General features: G+C 59.7%; 14 protein-coding genes, 1 tRNA gene and 1 pseudogene. 3 read left to right on the forward strand and 13 right to left on the reverse strand.

Going from position 1 to position 14,133, the window contains the following annotated elements; all coding sequences use genetic code 11:
• Positions 1 to 5: 5 nt before the first annotated feature.
• From PC358_RS27065 to PC358_RS27740, 3 genes are read right to left on the reverse strand one after another with little or no spacing between them, the layout of a single operon-like run.
• Positions 6 to 452, reverse strand: coding sequence for a DUF3291 domain-containing protein (locus PC358_RS27065; protein ID WP_081874730.1), 447 nt, complete (start codon positions 450 to 452; stop codon positions 6 to 8).
• Positions 452 to 907, reverse strand: coding sequence for a VOC family protein (locus tag PC358_RS27070; RefSeq protein ID WP_077068483.1), 456 nt, complete (start codon positions 905 to 907; stop codon positions 452 to 454). Before PC358_RS27070 ends, PC358_RS27065 begins: the two co-directional genes overlap by 1 nt.
• A 13-nt stretch (positions 908 to 920) precedes the next feature.
• Complete coding sequence (locus PC358_RS27740) at positions 921 to 1,667, reverse strand: HalD/BesD family halogenase (protein WP_077068484.1); 747 nt, start codon at positions 1,665 to 1,667, stop codon at positions 921 to 923.
• A gap of 302 nt (positions 1,668 to 1,969) precedes the next feature.
• Between PC358_RS27740 and PC358_RS09640 the strand changes: the two are divergent.
• Positions 1,970 to 3,320 (forward strand): annotated as a pseudogene (locus PC358_RS09640) (IS3 family transposase); the annotation flags it as partial.
• Between the two features lie 348 nt (positions 3,321 to 3,668).
• Here the strand turns inward: PC358_RS09640 and PC358_RS09645 are convergent.
• From PC358_RS09645 to PC358_RS09675, 7 genes are all read right to left on the reverse strand, one after another.
• A tRNA-Gly gene (locus PC358_RS09645) sits at positions 3,669 to 3,744 on the reverse strand.
• A gap of 64 nt (positions 3,745 to 3,808) precedes the next feature.
• Positions 3,809 to 4,369: a CDP-diacylglycerol--glycerol-3-phosphate 3-phosphatidyltransferase gene (gene pgsA / locus PC358_RS09650; RefSeq protein ID WP_033699146.1), complete on the reverse strand. Its 561-nt coding sequence runs from the start codon at positions 4,367 to 4,369 to the stop codon at positions 3,809 to 3,811.
• Between the two features lie 33 nt (positions 4,370 to 4,402).
• Entirely contained in the window at positions 4,403 to 6,226 is a 1,824-nt protein-coding gene (gene uvrC, locus PC358_RS09655; RefSeq protein WP_033699148.1) for an excinuclease ABC subunit UvrC, read from the reverse strand.
• A 5-nt stretch (positions 6,227 to 6,231) separates the two neighbouring features.
• The gene (gene gacA, locus PC358_RS09660; RefSeq protein ID WP_027916239.1) at positions 6,232 to 6,870 is read right to left on the reverse strand and encodes a response regulator transcription factor GacA; all 639 of its coding nucleotides are present in this window, start codon (positions 6,868 to 6,870) and stop codon (positions 6,232 to 6,234) included.
• Positions 6,871 to 6,933: 63 nt separating this feature from the next.
• On the reverse strand, positions 6,934 to 7,323 hold the full coding sequence (locus tag PC358_RS09665) for a helix-turn-helix domain-containing protein (protein WP_033699153.1): 390 nt from the start codon (positions 7,321 to 7,323) through the stop codon (positions 6,934 to 6,936).
• Between the two features lie 121 nt (positions 7,324 to 7,444).
• Complete coding sequence (locus PC358_RS09670) at positions 7,445 to 7,870, reverse strand: GNAT family N-acetyltransferase (RefSeq protein WP_033699155.1); 426 nt, start codon at positions 7,868 to 7,870, stop codon at positions 7,445 to 7,447.
• A gap of 18 nt (positions 7,871 to 7,888) precedes the next feature.
• The gene (locus PC358_RS09675; protein ID WP_033699157.1) at positions 7,889 to 8,275 is read right to left on the reverse strand and encodes a DUF488 domain-containing protein; all 387 of its coding nucleotides are present in this window, start codon (positions 8,273 to 8,275) and stop codon (positions 7,889 to 7,891) included.
• Positions 8,276 to 8,403: 128 nt separating this feature from the next.
• On the opposite strand from PC358_RS09675, the gene PC358_RS09680 reads away from it, so the two are divergent.
• Positions 8,404 to 10,020, forward strand: a complete 1,617-nt coding sequence (locus tag PC358_RS09680; RefSeq protein ID WP_033699159.1) for an inorganic phosphate transporter — start codon at positions 8,404 to 8,406, stop codon at positions 10,018 to 10,020.
• 51 nt (positions 10,021 to 10,071) lie between these two features.
• On the opposite strand, the gene PC358_RS09685 is transcribed toward PC358_RS09680, so the two are convergent.
• The 3 genes from PC358_RS09685 to PC358_RS09695 all read right to left on the reverse strand — a co-directional run bounded on the left by PC358_RS09685 (position 10,072) and on the right by PC358_RS09695 (position 12,934).
• On the reverse strand, positions 10,072 to 10,767 hold the full coding sequence (locus PC358_RS09685) for a glutathione S-transferase N-terminal domain-containing protein (RefSeq protein ID WP_033699161.1): 696 nt from the start codon (positions 10,765 to 10,767) through the stop codon (positions 10,072 to 10,074).
• 87 nt (positions 10,768 to 10,854) lie between these two features.
• Positions 10,855 to 11,352 carry a PaaI family thioesterase gene (locus tag PC358_RS09690; protein WP_033699162.1) on the reverse strand — a complete coding sequence of 166 codons (498 nt, stop codon included), beginning with the start codon at positions 11,350 to 11,352 and terminating at the stop codon, positions 10,855 to 10,857.
• Between the two features lie 199 nt (positions 11,353 to 11,551).
• A complete protein-coding gene (locus tag PC358_RS09695; RefSeq protein WP_033699163.1) occupies positions 11,552 to 12,934 on the reverse strand; it encodes an amino acid permease in 1,383 nt (460 codons plus the stop codon).
• 257 nt (positions 12,935 to 13,191) lie between these two features.
• On the opposite strand from PC358_RS09695, the gene gcvA reads away from it, so the two are divergent.
• Positions 13,192 to 14,088, forward strand: coding sequence for a transcriptional regulator GcvA (gcvA, locus tag PC358_RS09700; RefSeq protein WP_033699165.1), 897 nt, complete (start codon positions 13,192 to 13,194; stop codon positions 14,086 to 14,088).
• The last annotated feature ends 45 nt before the right edge of the window (positions 14,089 to 14,133 follow it).

Consider the following 14,133-nt stretch of genomic DNA (forward strand, 5'->3'; position numbering starts at 1 on the left):
TCCTCTCAATAAATGGAAATTGGCCCATAAGAATTCTTCAGATCGAATGCTTGGTAAGAAGCACCTTTTTCAAACAACCAAGTCAATCGTTCATGTGCCTCCAATAGACTAGGGACATGCCCCCTCTTCACCCACCACAAGACCATCCTAGGATGCATAATTTTGTGGAACCATTCATGGCCTTTACTTAGCATTTGAGCATGTGGCGTGTGATAGAGAAACTTCTTCAGAGACGCAACATCATCCCAAACTGAAAGCGTATATAGATATCCTTCGCCCCATAAAGCTTGAAGCCCTTCCTGATCCTCGTTAGTTTCTCTCCAAATAAAACCATCTGAACTCTCTGCAATGCTATTGATGCGATCAACATTCGCATAAAACCCTGCCATCTCCACTGATTCTTTTGGAAATCTCGGCTTCACCAAATCAAATTGCGCCAATACCTTACTCATCAATCCCCCCAGCTTTGGATTTCGATGATATTTCTATCAGGATCCCGAACATACACAAAAGTACATACTCCGACCCCCTCAACCGGGAGCTTTGCCAACCGCCCCAGCATCTTCCCACCATAACGAATTACATTTGCGCACACAGAATCAAGATCTGTGACTTCAAATGCCAGATGCGTGATGCCACGGGTATTTGCGTGCTTTAAGGGTTGCCGAATATGCCTGCTGTATTGGAATATTTCCAGTGTAGGTCCATCGCTCGCAAATCCTGGTAAGCGTAAATGCAATCCTTCGATCTGTGGCCTGGAAACTCCAGTGCCTTCAGCAACGGAGCACCCCGATAGCTGCCTAACTGGACCAGAAGGCACACAGTGGAATACGTCAATATAGAACTGAGATAGCCTCTTCCAGTCTGGCGTAATCAGATTTGTGTGTGAGAACTTAATGGCACTCATGCTCACTCACCTATCAATCTCGAAAAACGAACGTTTCATGTTCTACGTGACGATCCTTATCTCGTGCACGCTCCCATGTCGTATTCAGAATAATCCTTCGTACATTTTTAGTAAGGGGCTTCACTCGATGCAATGTTGTATCAGCTTTCAGTAGATAGACATCTCCTGAGGAATGAAAATACGAGTCTATTTTATTTTCGAGCAAGAGATTTTCCACTCGTGGATTACTTTTATCCCAGCGAGTGTGCGGCACACATTCCAATAGTCCTCCACACTCGATATCGGGCGCTTCTACCACCCAAATAATAGTGTACGGGTAGTCGCCCCAGTGCCAACCGTGAGTATCACCGGCTTTATGCTGGCTATTGATGATATAGTTATCCCATTTCCAGGGAGTCGGAATCACATCCTCCTTAACTATACCACTGATCAAACCCGCTAAATAATTGGACCTATACGCCCTCGGAATATATCTACCCTCCTGCTCTATGGTCTCTTGGGGGACATTACTCAAATATCGAGGGGTATTCCCGGTTGATTCAATAAGAAAATCTCTCCGCTTTGCGAAGTTTGAGAGGAGATACTTAACATCGCTGGTGATTTCTTGATTGACCTCACTGTCTATCAAGTGATTTATCTTAAGATATCCATCACGCTCAAAACGGTGCTGTTCCCAAAAAAAGTCACGCCCAGCAAATGGATTTTCCTTTAGCAGATCGCTTGTTTTTACATGTTCAAATTTACCTGATTGATCTGACATATTCATCGCTCCCTTTTGATTGCTGAATGCCTCAGCGACATTGAACGAATCCTACAATCGACAGAGCAAATCAATAAAGTGGCTGCGCGGCAGTTTACAAGTTCCAAAAACACTGGAATTGACGCGCAAAACCTAAAGGGAATTTTGAGTTATATTTACTCACCCAATTCCACTAGACACATCAAGAAAGGCGAGCTAAGGACGACTGATAAACCGCTTACGATTCCGGATCGGAGCATAGGTAATTTGAGGGATCCGCATGATCGAATACCGAAAACAAGTCATCGGCCGAGAGCTGACCAGCCGAAACCAAATTTGCTGTCGTTCTCGAAGCGGCCGGCTTGTCCGAGATCGACCTGGGCGAGTATGGCCGTCGTAAAGGCCTTTACCCCGAGCAAATCACGGCTTGGCGGCAAGCCTTCATCGCCGGCCAGAAGTCGGAGAAGGCTCAGCAAAAAGAAGATCGGGAGCAGTCGCACAAAGACAAGAAATGTATCCATGAACTTGAGCGCGAACTGCGCCGCAAAGACAAAGCGCTCGCTGAAACAGCCGCGTTGTTGGTGCTGCGAAAAAAGCTCAACGACTACTGGGGGGCAACTGACTTCTTTGCCGCAACGGCAGTTGTTCATTGACTGGCTGAGCGAAGCCGTCGCGGCGGGAGCCAGAAAAATCAAGGCCTGCCGGGAGGTTGGCCTGTCGCTGCGTACCCTGCAACGCTGGACTGGCCCCGAGATCGTTCAGGCCGATGGGCGAACGACTATCGCGCGACCAGCGCCGCGTAATGCGCTGAGTGAGGTCGAGCGACAGGTGATTGTGACGCTGTGCAACAGCACTGATTATGCTCACTTGCCACCCAGCCAGATCGTACCGCGCCTGGCCGATCAAGGGCGTTATCTGGCGTCGGAGGCGACGTTTTATCGCGTCTTGCGCATGACGGGTCAACAGCATCATCGAGGTCGCAGTCAGCGCCCCAGGCGGCAGGCGGCGCCGACGACACATGTGGCAAAAGGGCCGAATCAGGTGTGGTCATGGGACATCACGTATCTACCGTCGCCGATACGCGGCAAGTATTACTGCCTCTATCTGATCGAGGATATCTACAGTCGCAAGGCCGTGGGCTGGGAGGTCTACGACGTGGAAAGCGGCGTGAAAGCCGCCGCGCTGCTGCAACGCAGCGTGATCGGTGAGCAATGTTTACGCGAACCGCTGGTACTGCACTCGGACAACGGAGCGCCGATGAAATCGGTGACGCTGTTGAGCAAGATGTACGAACTGGGGATCACGCCCTCGCGAGACCGACCGCGGGTCAGCAACGACAATCCCTACTCGGAGTCGCTGTTTAGAACGCTGAAATACTGCCCGCAATGGCCGCAGAATGGTTTTGCCAGTCTGGACGCCGCACGAGCATGGGTGAGGGACTTCATGCGTTGGTACAACAACGAGCACCGGCATAGCCGTATCCGGTTCGTCACACCGGCTGAGCGGCATCGAGGGCTGGACCATCAGGTCTTGGCCCGGCGACATGAGCTGTACGAACGAGCCAAAGGGAAAAAGCCAGAACGGTGGTCGGGTCGAACGCGTAACTGGGAGCCGATCGGCACCGTGCTGTTGAACCCGGATCGAGAGCAACAGGTCGAGAAGAGAGCGGCATAGTTAGACGGTTGACGCGACAACTACCTTGAAAAACGCCGGCAGTCACTCACCTAGAGAGAACAATCAATTCCCACAGCCCTTTGCTCAAGGAACTGCTGAACAAGTGACACCGAGGACGGATATCCATCTCACTTGCGGCGAGCGACGCTTCGCGAGAATGAAGCACCTCACATTCGAGACCGACACGGCAACTTTGCAGCCGATCACAGCGGTTCGGCGCTTCGACGCGCCAGCACCTACAGGTACAGCGCGAATACCAAAGTTCGGCACACACCAAATTCCAGGCACAAAAAAAGAGGCCCTAAGGCCTCTTTTTTGTGATCCCAGCGACGCACTGAGGATCGAATTTGGAGCGGGAAACGAGACTCGAACTCGCGACCCCGACCTTGGCAAGGTCGTGCTCTACCAACTGAGCTATTCCCGCGTCGTGATGGATGCCATTCTAGCAATATCTAAAACGGCGTCAACCCCTTGATTCAAAAAAGTTTTTATTTCTGCTCCGAGCCTTCGCGCAGGTGTGGCCAGGCGGCCAGCAGATAATGCGCCATCGACCACAGGGTCAAGCCCGCTGCCACCAGCAGCAGCCCGTAACCCAGAATGACCCAGAAGGTCACACCCGGCGGGTTGGCCAGCAGGATCACCAGCGCAAGCATTTGCGCCGCAGTTTTCCACTTGCCAAGGTTGGACACTGCCACATGCGCCCTCGCCCCCAGTTCGGCCATCCACTCGCGCAGCGCCGACACCACGATCTCGCGGCCGATGATCACCGCCGCCGGCAAGGTCAGCCAGAAGTTCGCGTGCACCTGCACCAGCAACACCAGGGCCACGGCGACCATCAGCTTGTCGGCCACCGGGTCCAGGAAGGCACCGAACGGTGTGCTCTGCTGAAGGCGGCGCGCCAGGTAGCCGTCCAGCCAGTCAGTGGCGGCGGCGACGGCGAACACGCTGCTGGCGGCCATGTAGCTCCAGTGATAGGGCACATAGAACAGCAGGATGAAGATCGGGATGAGCAGGACGCGTAGAACGGTGAGCAGGTTTGGAATATTCATCGGTACGACTGGCTGCGGGTTGAGCCAGGCATTCTACTCGCTATGCAGGCTGGCATAAATCGACTCGGCAAGCTTTTTACTGATGCCGGGGGCTTTGGCGATTTCATCGACACTGGCGCGGTTGAGCTCTTGCAGGCCGCCGAAGTGTTTCAGCAGGTCGCGACGGCGCTTGGGGCCGACCCCGGCTACGTCTTCCAGGCTGGACACGCGACGGGCTTTGCCGCGCCGGGCGCGGTGGCCAGTGATGGCGAAACGGTGGGCTTCGTCGCGGATCTGCTGGATCAGGTGCAGGGCCGGTGAGTCGCCCTTGAGGGTGAACTCGTGGTGCACGTCGTTGAGGTACAGGGTCTCGAAACCGGCCTTGCGGGTCACGCCCTTGGCAACGCCCAGCAGGGTCAGGTCAGTGAAGGCCAGCTCCTGCATGACGTCGCGGGCCATGTTCAACTGGCCCTTGCCGCCGTCCACCAGCAACACGTCGGGCAGCTTGCCCTCGCCGTCCTTGATGCGCCCGTAGCGGCGGGTCAGGGCCTGGTGCATGGCCGCATAGTCGTCGCCGGCGGTCACGCCTTCGATGTTGAAACGGCGGTAATCGGACTTGATCGGGCCTTCCGGGCCGAACACCACGCAGCTGGCCACGGTGGCCTCGCCGCTGGAGTGGCTGATGTCGTAGCACTCCAGGCGCTGCGGTACTTCGTCCAGGCCAAGCACCTGGGCCAGGGCCTCGAAACGGGCGGCCATGTGCTGGCGGTTGGCCAGGCGGGCGTTGAGGGCCTGCTCGGCGTTGGTCACTGCCAACTGCTGCCAGCGGGCCCGGGTGCCGCGCACCCGGTGGGTGATGGTCAGCTCGCGGCCGCGCAGGGTTTGCAGGGCTTCACGGATGGCTTCGAAGTCTTCGTGCACCACGTTGACGATGAGCTCACCGGGCAGTTCGCGTTCGGCATTGCCCACGTAGTACTGAGACAGGAACGCAGCCATGACCTCGGCCACCTCCTCCTCGATGCCCACCTGGGGGAAGAAGTTCTTGCTGCCCAGCACCCGCCCGCCGCGCACGCTGATCAGGTGCACGCAGGCGCCACCGGGGTTGACGAAGGCGGCGATCACATCGACGTCACCGGTACCGCCCTCGATGTACTGCTGGTCCTGCACGCGGCGCAGCAGGGCGATCTGGTCGCGCAGCTCGGCGGCCTTCTCGAAATTGAGGGCCATGGCGGCCTTTTCCATCTCGGCATTGAGCTCGTTGCCCAACTGCTGGCTGCGGCCTTCGAGGAACATCACCGAGTGGCGAATATCGTCGGCGTACTCGTCTTTGTCGACCAGGCCGACGCACGGCCCCTTGCAGCGCTTGATCTGGTACTGCAGGCAGGGCCGGGTGCGGTTGGCGTAGTAGCTGTCTTCGCACTGGCGCACCGAAAAGGCCTTTTGCAACAGGCTGAGGCTTTCGCGAATGGCACCGGCGCTGGGGTAGGGGCCGAAGTATCGGCCCTTGGCCTTTTTCGCACCGCGGTGGATGCCCAGGCGCGGGAAGTCGCCGTCAGACAAAAACACGTAGGGGTAGGATTTATCGTCGCGCAGCAGGATGTTGTACGGCGGCCGCCATTCCTTGATCAGGTTCTGCTCCAGCAGCAGCGCCTCGGTCTCGTTGGCGGTGATGGTGGTCTCGACCTGGGCGATGCGGCCCACCAGCGCAGCGGTCTTGGGCGCCAGGCCGGTTTTGCGGAAATAGCTGGCCAAGCGCTTCTTGAGGTTTTTGGCCTTGCCCACATAGAGCAGCCGCGCCTCGGCGTCGAACATACGATAAACGCCCGGGCGACCGCTGCAGGTCGCCAGGAACGCGCTGGCATCAAAAGCTTGGGACATGAGGTTTACAGGCTTGCGTCAACCATACCGTGGCGAACGGCCAGCAAGGTCAGTTCGACGTCGCTGGTGACCGAGAGTTTTTCAAAGATCCGATAACGGTAAGTATTGACGGTCTTGGGCGAGAGACACAACTTGTCGGAGATGATCTGCACTTTCTGGCAGCCGACGATCATCAAGGCGATCTGGATTTCGCGCTCTGACAACGCATCGAACGGCGAGCCTTGTGGCTGGAACGACTTGAGTGCCAGTTGCTGGGCGATCTGCGGGCTGATGTAGCGCTGGCCGGCAAAGGCCAGGCGGATGGCCTGGACCATTTCGTCGAGCCCGGCGCCCTTGGTCAGGTAACCGGCAGCACCGGCTTGCAGCAGGCGCGTGGGGAACGGGTCTTCCTCGCACACGGTGACCGCGACCACTTTGATGTCGGGATGGCTGCGCAACAGTTTGCGGGTGGCCTCCAGGCCGCCAATGCCGGGCATTTTCACATCCATCAGGACGACGTCGGGTTTGAGTTCCCGCGCCAGCTTGAGCGCCGACTCCCCCGAATCCCCCTCACCCACCACTTGCAGGCCGTCGATGTCGGCCAGCATGCGGGTAATACCGGTTCGTACCAGATCGTGATCATCGACCACTAAGACCCTAATCAAGCACACACCTCGTCTGCAGGGCGATTGGATCCCGCCACCTTAACAAAATTTTTCATGGCGGGCCTAACGCAAAACTTCTGTCAGATACGCCTGACGGCCAAGTGTGAAAGGCCTCACTGTTTCACGGCTTTTAACCTCACCGGACAAACGCCCAAGCAAGTGCCAGAGCGCGGCTTGATCGTCGACCGGCAGTTGCCGAAAAGCGCCCAGCAAATCGGCCTCGTCCTGGGTCAGGTTGCCCAGCGGTGCCGGGGTGCGCACACCGCTGAGCACATAGAGCGCGTCCATGCCCTGGGCGGCCAGTGCTGCGAGGTAATCGGCGCGGGGCGTGCGCTCACCGCTCTCGTACTTACCTTGGGCATTGGGCTCGACCCCACCGATGTCACCAAACACCCGTTGGGTCATGCCCAGCCGTTCGCGCTCTTCGCGCAGCCGCGGACCGAATCCATTCATCTCACGTTTCTCCTTTGTCCTTGAACATCATCCAACGCCGCCCACCGTCCTGTAAGCAGCGGTAAATTTCAGACCCCACTATGCCCATGGTCACCTGCCGCGACAAGCCATCACTGCGCTATCAGTCGATGACGCGCTGCATGCGCACGAAGCATTCATCCTCGCCCACCTCCGCAAAGCCCCTGCGTTGATACAACAACCGAGCCGGGTTGCTGCGAAACACCATCAAGCGCAGCAGTGGCAGATGCCGCTGTTTCGCCCAGCCGGCAAGGGCCTCCAGCACCCGGCCGCCGATGCCGCGCCCGCGGTGCTCAGGCAGCAGGTGCAGTTCTCGAATGAACAGTGCCTGACGGTCCTGGCTGAGGCTGCAGTAGCCCAGCACCTGTTCACCCTCCATCACCAGCCACTGCTCGCGCCAGGCCCAGGCCTGGTCAAAGGCTTCTTCGATCCACAGCAGGTTGAATTCGCGGTAGTACGGCAGCATGGCCCGGCGCGTTAGGTCGCGGGCGAAACTGCGGTGGGCATCGGAGGCGGGTATGAGCTTCATGCCGTTATTGTGCACCGCTCAGGTGGCATAGCACACGGGCGAACTGCCCGGGCCATGGCGCTCCAACTCATCTTCCAGCCATTGGGCGAGTACCCGGGCGTTGTTGTGCTCGGTGTCCTTGGCGGCATAGAGCAAGGTCAGCGTGCCCTTGGCGGCCAGGCCCAGCAGCGGGTACCAGTACTCGGGGTGTGCGGTCAGCTCCTGCCGGTAGCGTTGGGTGAAACCGGCAAAATCCACCTCGCCCTGGTGAAATGCCTTGCGCAAACCCTGCGAGGGCGCCACCTCGCGCAGCCATTGGCCATGCAGGTCATCCTTGCGCTTGTTACGCGGCCACAGGCGGTCGACCAGCACACGCTGGCCGTCTTCCTCGGCGAGCGCTTCGTAGACACGTTTGCAACGGATCATGGGCTTCTCCGGCCATTGCCGTCTGTCTTGAGCCTAGATAATTCATTGACCGAGGTCACGGGCCAGTAACGAATTGTTTCTATGCTCACAGCCTTCGGCACCTTCGCCCGACGCCAATCGGAGCCCCCATGGCAACCCCGTCCCTGGCCAGCCAGCCGCACCTGGCCCAACGCGATGCGCGCCCGCAGCTGGCTCACAAGCCCGGCCGCGCCACCGTGGTTCTGTTCTTCGGCCTGCTGTTGGCCGGCCTCGCCTATACCGCCTGGAGCCTGAAACAGGACGTCAGCGCCAGCGGCACGGTAATCACCACCGTCACGCCGTTCCTGCTGCTGGGCCTGGCGTTGCTGATTGCCCTGGGTTTCGAATTCGTCAACGGCTTCCACGACACCGCCAACGCCGTGGCCACAGTCATCTATACCCACTCGTTGCCGGCACCGGTTGCCGTGGTCTGGTCGGGTTTGTGCAACTTCCTCGGCGTGCTGTTCTCCAGCGGTGCAGTGGCGTTCGGCATCATCGCCTTGCTGCCGGTAGAGCTGATTTTGCAAGTCGGCTCTTCGGCCGGTTTCGCCATGGTCTTTGCCCTGCTGCTAGCCGCGATCATCTGGAACCTGGGCACCTGGTGGCTGGGCCTGCCGGCCTCGTCTTCGCACACGCTGATCGGCTCGATCATCGGCGTAGGGGTGGCCAATGCGCTGATGCACGGGCGCGACGGCACCAGCGGAGTGGACTGGGGCCAGGCCAGCAAGGTGGGCTATGCCCTGCTGTTTTCACCGCTGATCGGCTTTGCCTGCGCCGCCCTGTTGCTGCTAGCCCTGCGCGCACTGGTCAAGCGCAAGGCGCTGTACCAGGCACCCGAAGGCCAGACACCGCCGCCGTGGTGGATCCGCGGCGTGCTGATCCTGACCTGCACCGGGGTGTCCTTTGCCCATGGCTCCAACGATGGCCAGAAAGGCATGGGGCTGATCATGCTGATTCTGGTCGGCACGCTGCCGATGGCGTATGCCCTGAACAAGACCATGCCCAGCGAGCAGTCCTTGCAGTTTTCGGCCGTTGCCGAGGTGACGCGCCAGGCGCTGGTGCGCAGCGATCCGCAACCGGTGCCGGCAGACCCTCGCCAGGTGCTGACCCTGTTCATCACCGAGCCCAAGCCCACCCCGCAACTGGTGCCCGCACTCGCCGCACTGACCGGCATGATCGGCGAAGAAGTCAAAGGCTATGGCTCGCTCAAGCGCGTGCCGGCCGAGGCCATGGCCAATGTGCGCAACGACATGTACCTGACCAGCGAAGCCATCCGCCTGATCGAGAAAAACCAGCTGGTAACCTTTGATGCCGACACCCGCAGCCATGTGCAACTGTTCAAGACCCAATTGGACGACGCCACGCGCTACATCCCGCTATGGGTCAAGGTGGCCGTGGCCATCGCCCTGGGGCTGGGCACCCTGGTCGGCTGGCGGCGCATCGTGGTGACGGTGGGCGAGAAGATTGGCAAGACCCACCTGAGCTACGCCCAGGGCGCCTCGGCCGAGGTGGTGGCGATGTGCACCATCGGCGCGGCGGACATGTTCGGGCTGCCTGTGTCGACCACCCATGTGCTGAGCTCTGGTGTGGCCGGGACCATGGTCGCCAATGGCTCGGGGATCCAGAAGCGCACGCTGATCAATCTGCTGATGGCGTGGGTGCTGACTTTGCCGGCGGCGATGTTGCTGGCGGGTAGCCTGTACTGGGTGCTGAATCAGATTATCTAGGCTGCAAGATGAGCCTGTGGGAACAAGCCCCACAGGTTAAGTACGTGGCGATCAGCCCGGGATTATCAAGCCCCGTTGAACGGCAGGGCGCTCGAGGAAGTTGGCCAGCACCCGTTGCACTTCCTTGAACGCATCGAAGCCCACCAGCTCACGGGCGTTGTAGCGCTCCACCAGGTTGCGCACCCAAGGGAAGATGGCGATATCGGCGATGCTGTAAGTGTCGACCATCCACTCCCGCCCTTGAAGGTGCCGATCCAGCACGCCCAGCAGGCGCTTCGATTCGTTGACATAGCGATCGCGCGGGCGCTTGTCTTCGTATTCCTTGCCTGCAAAGAAGTGGAAGAACCCGACCTGGCCAAACATCGGGCCGATGCCGCCCATCTGGAACATCAACCACTGCAGGGTCTGGTAACGGACGGCAGGGTCCTGGCTGAGCAACTGGCCACTTTTCTCGGCCAGGTACTGCAGGATCGCGCCCGACTCGAACAGCCCCAGCGGCTGGCCGCCGGGGCCGTTCGGGTCGAGGATGGCGGGGATCTTGTTGTTGGCGCTGAGGGAGATGAACTCAGGGCTCATCTGGTCATCGGTATCGAAGCTGACCTTGTGCGGCTCGTACGCCAGGCCGATCTCTTCCAGCATGATCGACACCTTGACGCCGTTGGGCGTGGGCAGCGAATACAGCTGCAGGCGCTCGGGGTGTTGGGCGGGCCATTTGCGGGTGATGGGGAATGCGCTCAGATCGGTCATGGTCAACCTTGCCTGGGGGATGGGCTTGTCACTCTAGTGACATCCCCGCCCGCTGACCATCACCGACCACTCATCGGCACTGGCCGATCACGCCTGGCCATGGGCCTTGAGCTTGAGCTTTTCGGTGTCGACCCGCACGAATACCGAGTCGGCAGTCACCGTCAGCACATCGTCCGCCCAGACCTCGCAGATGACCCGGCTCTTGCGCCCGACTTCGCCTTCAACGCGCGCCTTGAGCAGCAGCTCGACCCCCATGGGCGTCGGTTTCAGGTAGCTGAGGTTGAGCGTGCCGGTGACGCAATCGATGCGCGGCAGGCTACCCGCTTCGCGGCCTTCGTTGCGGTAGTGGTAGGCCATGGCGGTCCAGTTGGAATGGCAGTCGACCAGCATCGCCAGCAAGCCGCCGTAGACCAGGCCGGGCCAGCCAATGAAGCTGCTGTCGGGCGAGTGTCGGCACAACAGGTGGATGCCATCGGCATCCCAGTGGCTTTGCAGGTGCAGGCCGCTGGGGTGGGCACAGCCACAGCCGTAGCAGCTGCCTTCTGGCGCGGCGAGTTGCTGGAGGGAAAGGATTTGCTCGTTCATACGCTTCCTGTGCTTGTTGGAATGGGAAGGGATGCAAGCGTCGATGGTAGCGCCGCATTTTGTCAGCGCCAATGAGAATGCCGGGGCTGCGTTGCAGCCCATCGCGGCATAAGGCCGCTCCCAGCAGTCTGTACACGACAGCACAGTACCTGTGGGAGCGGCCTTGTGCCGCGAATGGGGCGCAAAGCGCCCCCAAGGATCACGCAGTCTGCGCAACCACCTTGCCGCGCCGCTGGGTCAGCGACACCAGCAGGATGAACAGCGTCACCCCCGCCGTCATCAGCGTCTCGTAACGGTAGGCATCGCTGAACAGCATGTAGCCCAACACCATGACAATGGTGCCGATCACCAGCCAGGTCAGCCAGGGGAACAGCCACATCTTCAGCTCCAACGGTGTGCCTTCACGTTCGGCACGTGCCCGCATGCGCAGCTGGGACACGGCGATCACCAGGTACACCAGCAAGGCGATGGCACCGGTGGTGGACAGCAGGAACCCGAACACCTTGCCAGGGAACACATAGTTGACCAGGCAACCGGCAAAGCCTGCCAGGGTCGAGAAGATGACCGCGACCGTCGGCACGCCTGCACCGGAGATACGCTTGGTCATGCTCAGCGCCTGGCCACGGGCACCCAGGGAGTAGAGCATCCGCGACGCGGTGTAGAGGCCGGAGTTCATGCAACTGGTCACCGCCACCAGCACCACCAGGTCGACCAGCAGCTTGGCGCCCGGCACGTTCAGTACTTCCAGTACCCGCTGGAACGAGCCCACGGCTTTCAGGGCCGGGTCGTTCCAGGCCACCAGCGACACCACCAGGAAGATCGAGGCCAGGTAGAAGATGGCGATGCGGTACACCACCAGGTTGGTGGCGCGGCGGATCTTGTCTTTCGGGTTTGCCGTTTCGTCAGCGGCAATGGTGACGATCTCGGCGCCGAAGAACGAGAAGATGGTGATCAGCACGCCGCCCAGCACGGTGCCGAAGCCATTGGGCATGAAGCCGCCGTTGTCCCACAGCCGGCTCACACCCGACACCTCGGCCAGCGGCCAGAAGCCGAATACGGCCAGGCTGCAGACAACGATGAAAGCAATGATGGCAATCACCTTGACCAGTGCGAACCAGTACTCGAAGGCACCGAAGTTCTTCACGCTGATCAGGTTGGTACCCGACAGCAAGACCATGATCAGGAAGGCGAACAGCCACGATGGCACAGCGGGGAAGTAGGTATGCAGGATGTCTGCGCCAGCGATGGCCTCGACCGGGATGATCAGTACCCAGAACCACCAGTACAACCACCCGATGGTGAAGCCTGCCCATGGGCCGATGGCCTCGGAGGCGTAGGTGGAGAACGACCCGCTGTTGGGGTTGGCGATGGCCATTTCGCCCAGCATGCGCATCACCAGCAGCACCAGCAGGCCGGTCATGGCATAGGAAATGAGAATGGCCGGGCCCGCGGTGGCAATCGCGTTGGAGGAGCCGATGAACAGGCCGGCACCGATGATGCCGGCGATGGAGATCATGGACACCTGACGGGACGTCAGGCCGTGCTGCAAGGAACGCTGTTTCTTGTTGTCTAGCGAAGCCATGGAGAACCCTCGAATGGGTCGCCGCGCGGGGGCGGCTAAAAATTGGAGCAGAATTCTTATCAATTTCTGATGTTGGTTTTTTTGTTGTTCTGAAGATGCCGGTACTGGCTACTTCCCTCCTCTTCGCACGACCGGTTGTAATCGTTGATCCAGGTCAGTATTAATCTATAGGTCTGGGTCAACAAACGACCTTTTCGAAGCACATGATTCCGATTTGGAATGAACTTCATCCTTTTTTTGCTCGGTACGCGCCTGTCATGTCCAAACGCCTGATGCCCTCGACCACCGCCCTCCAGTGCTTCGAAGCGGCTGCCCGCCACCTCAGCTTCACCCGCGCGGCGCAAGAGCTGCACCTGACCCAAAGCGCGGTCAGCAAACAGGTCGCGCAACTTGAAGAGATGCTGTCGCACTCGTTGTTCCAGCGCATTCGCCGGCGCTTGCACCTGACCCCGGCCGGTGCGCTGTACCTGACCGAGGTGAACAAGATTCTCACCCAGATCGACATTTCCAGCCGCTACATCCTCAGCTATGGCGACGAGACCGAAGTGCTGCGCATCGCCACCCAGCCGACCTTCGGCGCCCGCTGGCTGGTGCCCAGGCTCAAGGGTTTTGGCGATCGCTACCCGCGCATCCACCTGGATATTCGCAACGAACTGGAACCCTTCGACCTGGTGCAGGCCAAGGCCGACATCGCCTTTTTCTTCGGCCAGGGCACTTGGCCCGGGGCGACCTGCATCGAACTGTTCAGCGAAGAAGTGCTGCCGGTGTGCGCCCCGGAGCTACTGGCCAGCCACCACTTCAGCAGCGCCGAGGCGCTGACCGAACACCGCCTGCTGCAGTGCGTGTCCCGCCCGGAGGCCTGGCATGAATGGTTTCTGGGGCTGGGGCTGCACAGCCAGAACAGCTACCACGGGCCGCGCTTTGACACGTTCTACCTGTGCATCCGCGCCGCCATCGCCGGTTGCGGCATTGCCCTGATCCCTCGCTACCTGGTGGCCGAAGAGCTGAGCGAAGGCAAGCTGGTGGTGGCCTGGGACCACCCGGTGCCGAGCAATGGCCGGCACTTCATTGCCCATGCCGAGCATGCGGCCGAGGTGCCGAAGATCAGAGCGTTCGTGCAGTGGATTCGCGAGCGGGTGGCCGAGGGCGATTGAGGTTGCCCGTCCAAACCCTAAAAACGGGCCAGATCATGAATCCAG

This window comes from Pseudomonas capeferrum, assembly GCF_000731675.1.
Taxonomy (GTDB): Bacteria; Pseudomonadota; Gammaproteobacteria; order Pseudomonadales; family Pseudomonadaceae; genus Aquipseudomonas; species Aquipseudomonas capeferrum.

Excerpts from the sequence above, each read along its gene's own strand:
- PC358_RS09695 (WP_033699163.1), bottom strand. The coding sequence starts at position 12,934 with ATGGCTTCGCTAGACAACAAGAAACAGCGTTCCTTGCAGCACGGCCTG.
- PC358_RS09690 (WP_033699162.1), bottom strand. The coding sequence starts at position 11,352 with ATGAACGAGCAAATCCTTTCCCTCCAGCAACTCGCCGCGCCAGAAGGC.
- uvrC (WP_033699148.1), bottom strand. The coding sequence starts at position 6,226 with ATGTCCCAAGCTTTTGATGCCAGCGCGTTCCTGGCGACCTGCAGCGGT.
- PC358_RS09670 (WP_033699155.1), bottom strand. The coding sequence starts at position 7,870 with ATGAAGCTCATACCCGCCTCCGATGCCCACCGCAGTTTCGCCCGCGAC.
- PC358_RS27065 (WP_081874730.1), bottom strand. The coding sequence starts at position 452 with ATGAGTAAGGTATTGGCGCAATTTGATTTGGTGAAGCCGAGATTTCCA.
- PC358_RS09665 (WP_033699153.1), bottom strand. The coding sequence starts at position 7,323 with ATGAATGGATTCGGTCCGCGGCTGCGCGAAGAGCGCGAACGGCTGGGC.
- PC358_RS27740 (WP_077068484.1), bottom strand. The coding sequence starts at position 1,667 with ATGTCAGATCAATCAGGTAAATTTGAACATGTAAAAACAAGCGATCTG.
- pgsA (WP_033699146.1), bottom strand. The coding sequence starts at position 4,369 with ATGAATATTCCAAACCTGCTCACCGTTCTACGCGTCCTGCTCATCCCG.
- PC358_RS27070 (WP_077068483.1), bottom strand. The coding sequence starts at position 907 with ATGAGTGCCATTAAGTTCTCACACACAAATCTGATTACGCCAGACTGG.
- PC358_RS09680 (WP_033699159.1), top strand. The coding sequence starts at position 8,404 with ATGGCAACCCCGTCCCTGGCCAGCCAGCCGCACCTGGCCCAACGCGAT.
- PC358_RS09675 (WP_033699157.1), bottom strand. The coding sequence starts at position 8,275 with ATGATCCGTTGCAAACGTGTCTACGAAGCGCTCGCCGAGGAAGACGGC.
- gcvA (WP_033699165.1), top strand. The coding sequence starts at position 13,192 with ATGTCCAAACGCCTGATGCCCTCGACCACCGCCCTCCAGTGCTTCGAA.
- PC358_RS09685 (WP_033699161.1), bottom strand. The coding sequence starts at position 10,767 with ATGACCGATCTGAGCGCATTCCCCATCACCCGCAAATGGCCCGCCCAA.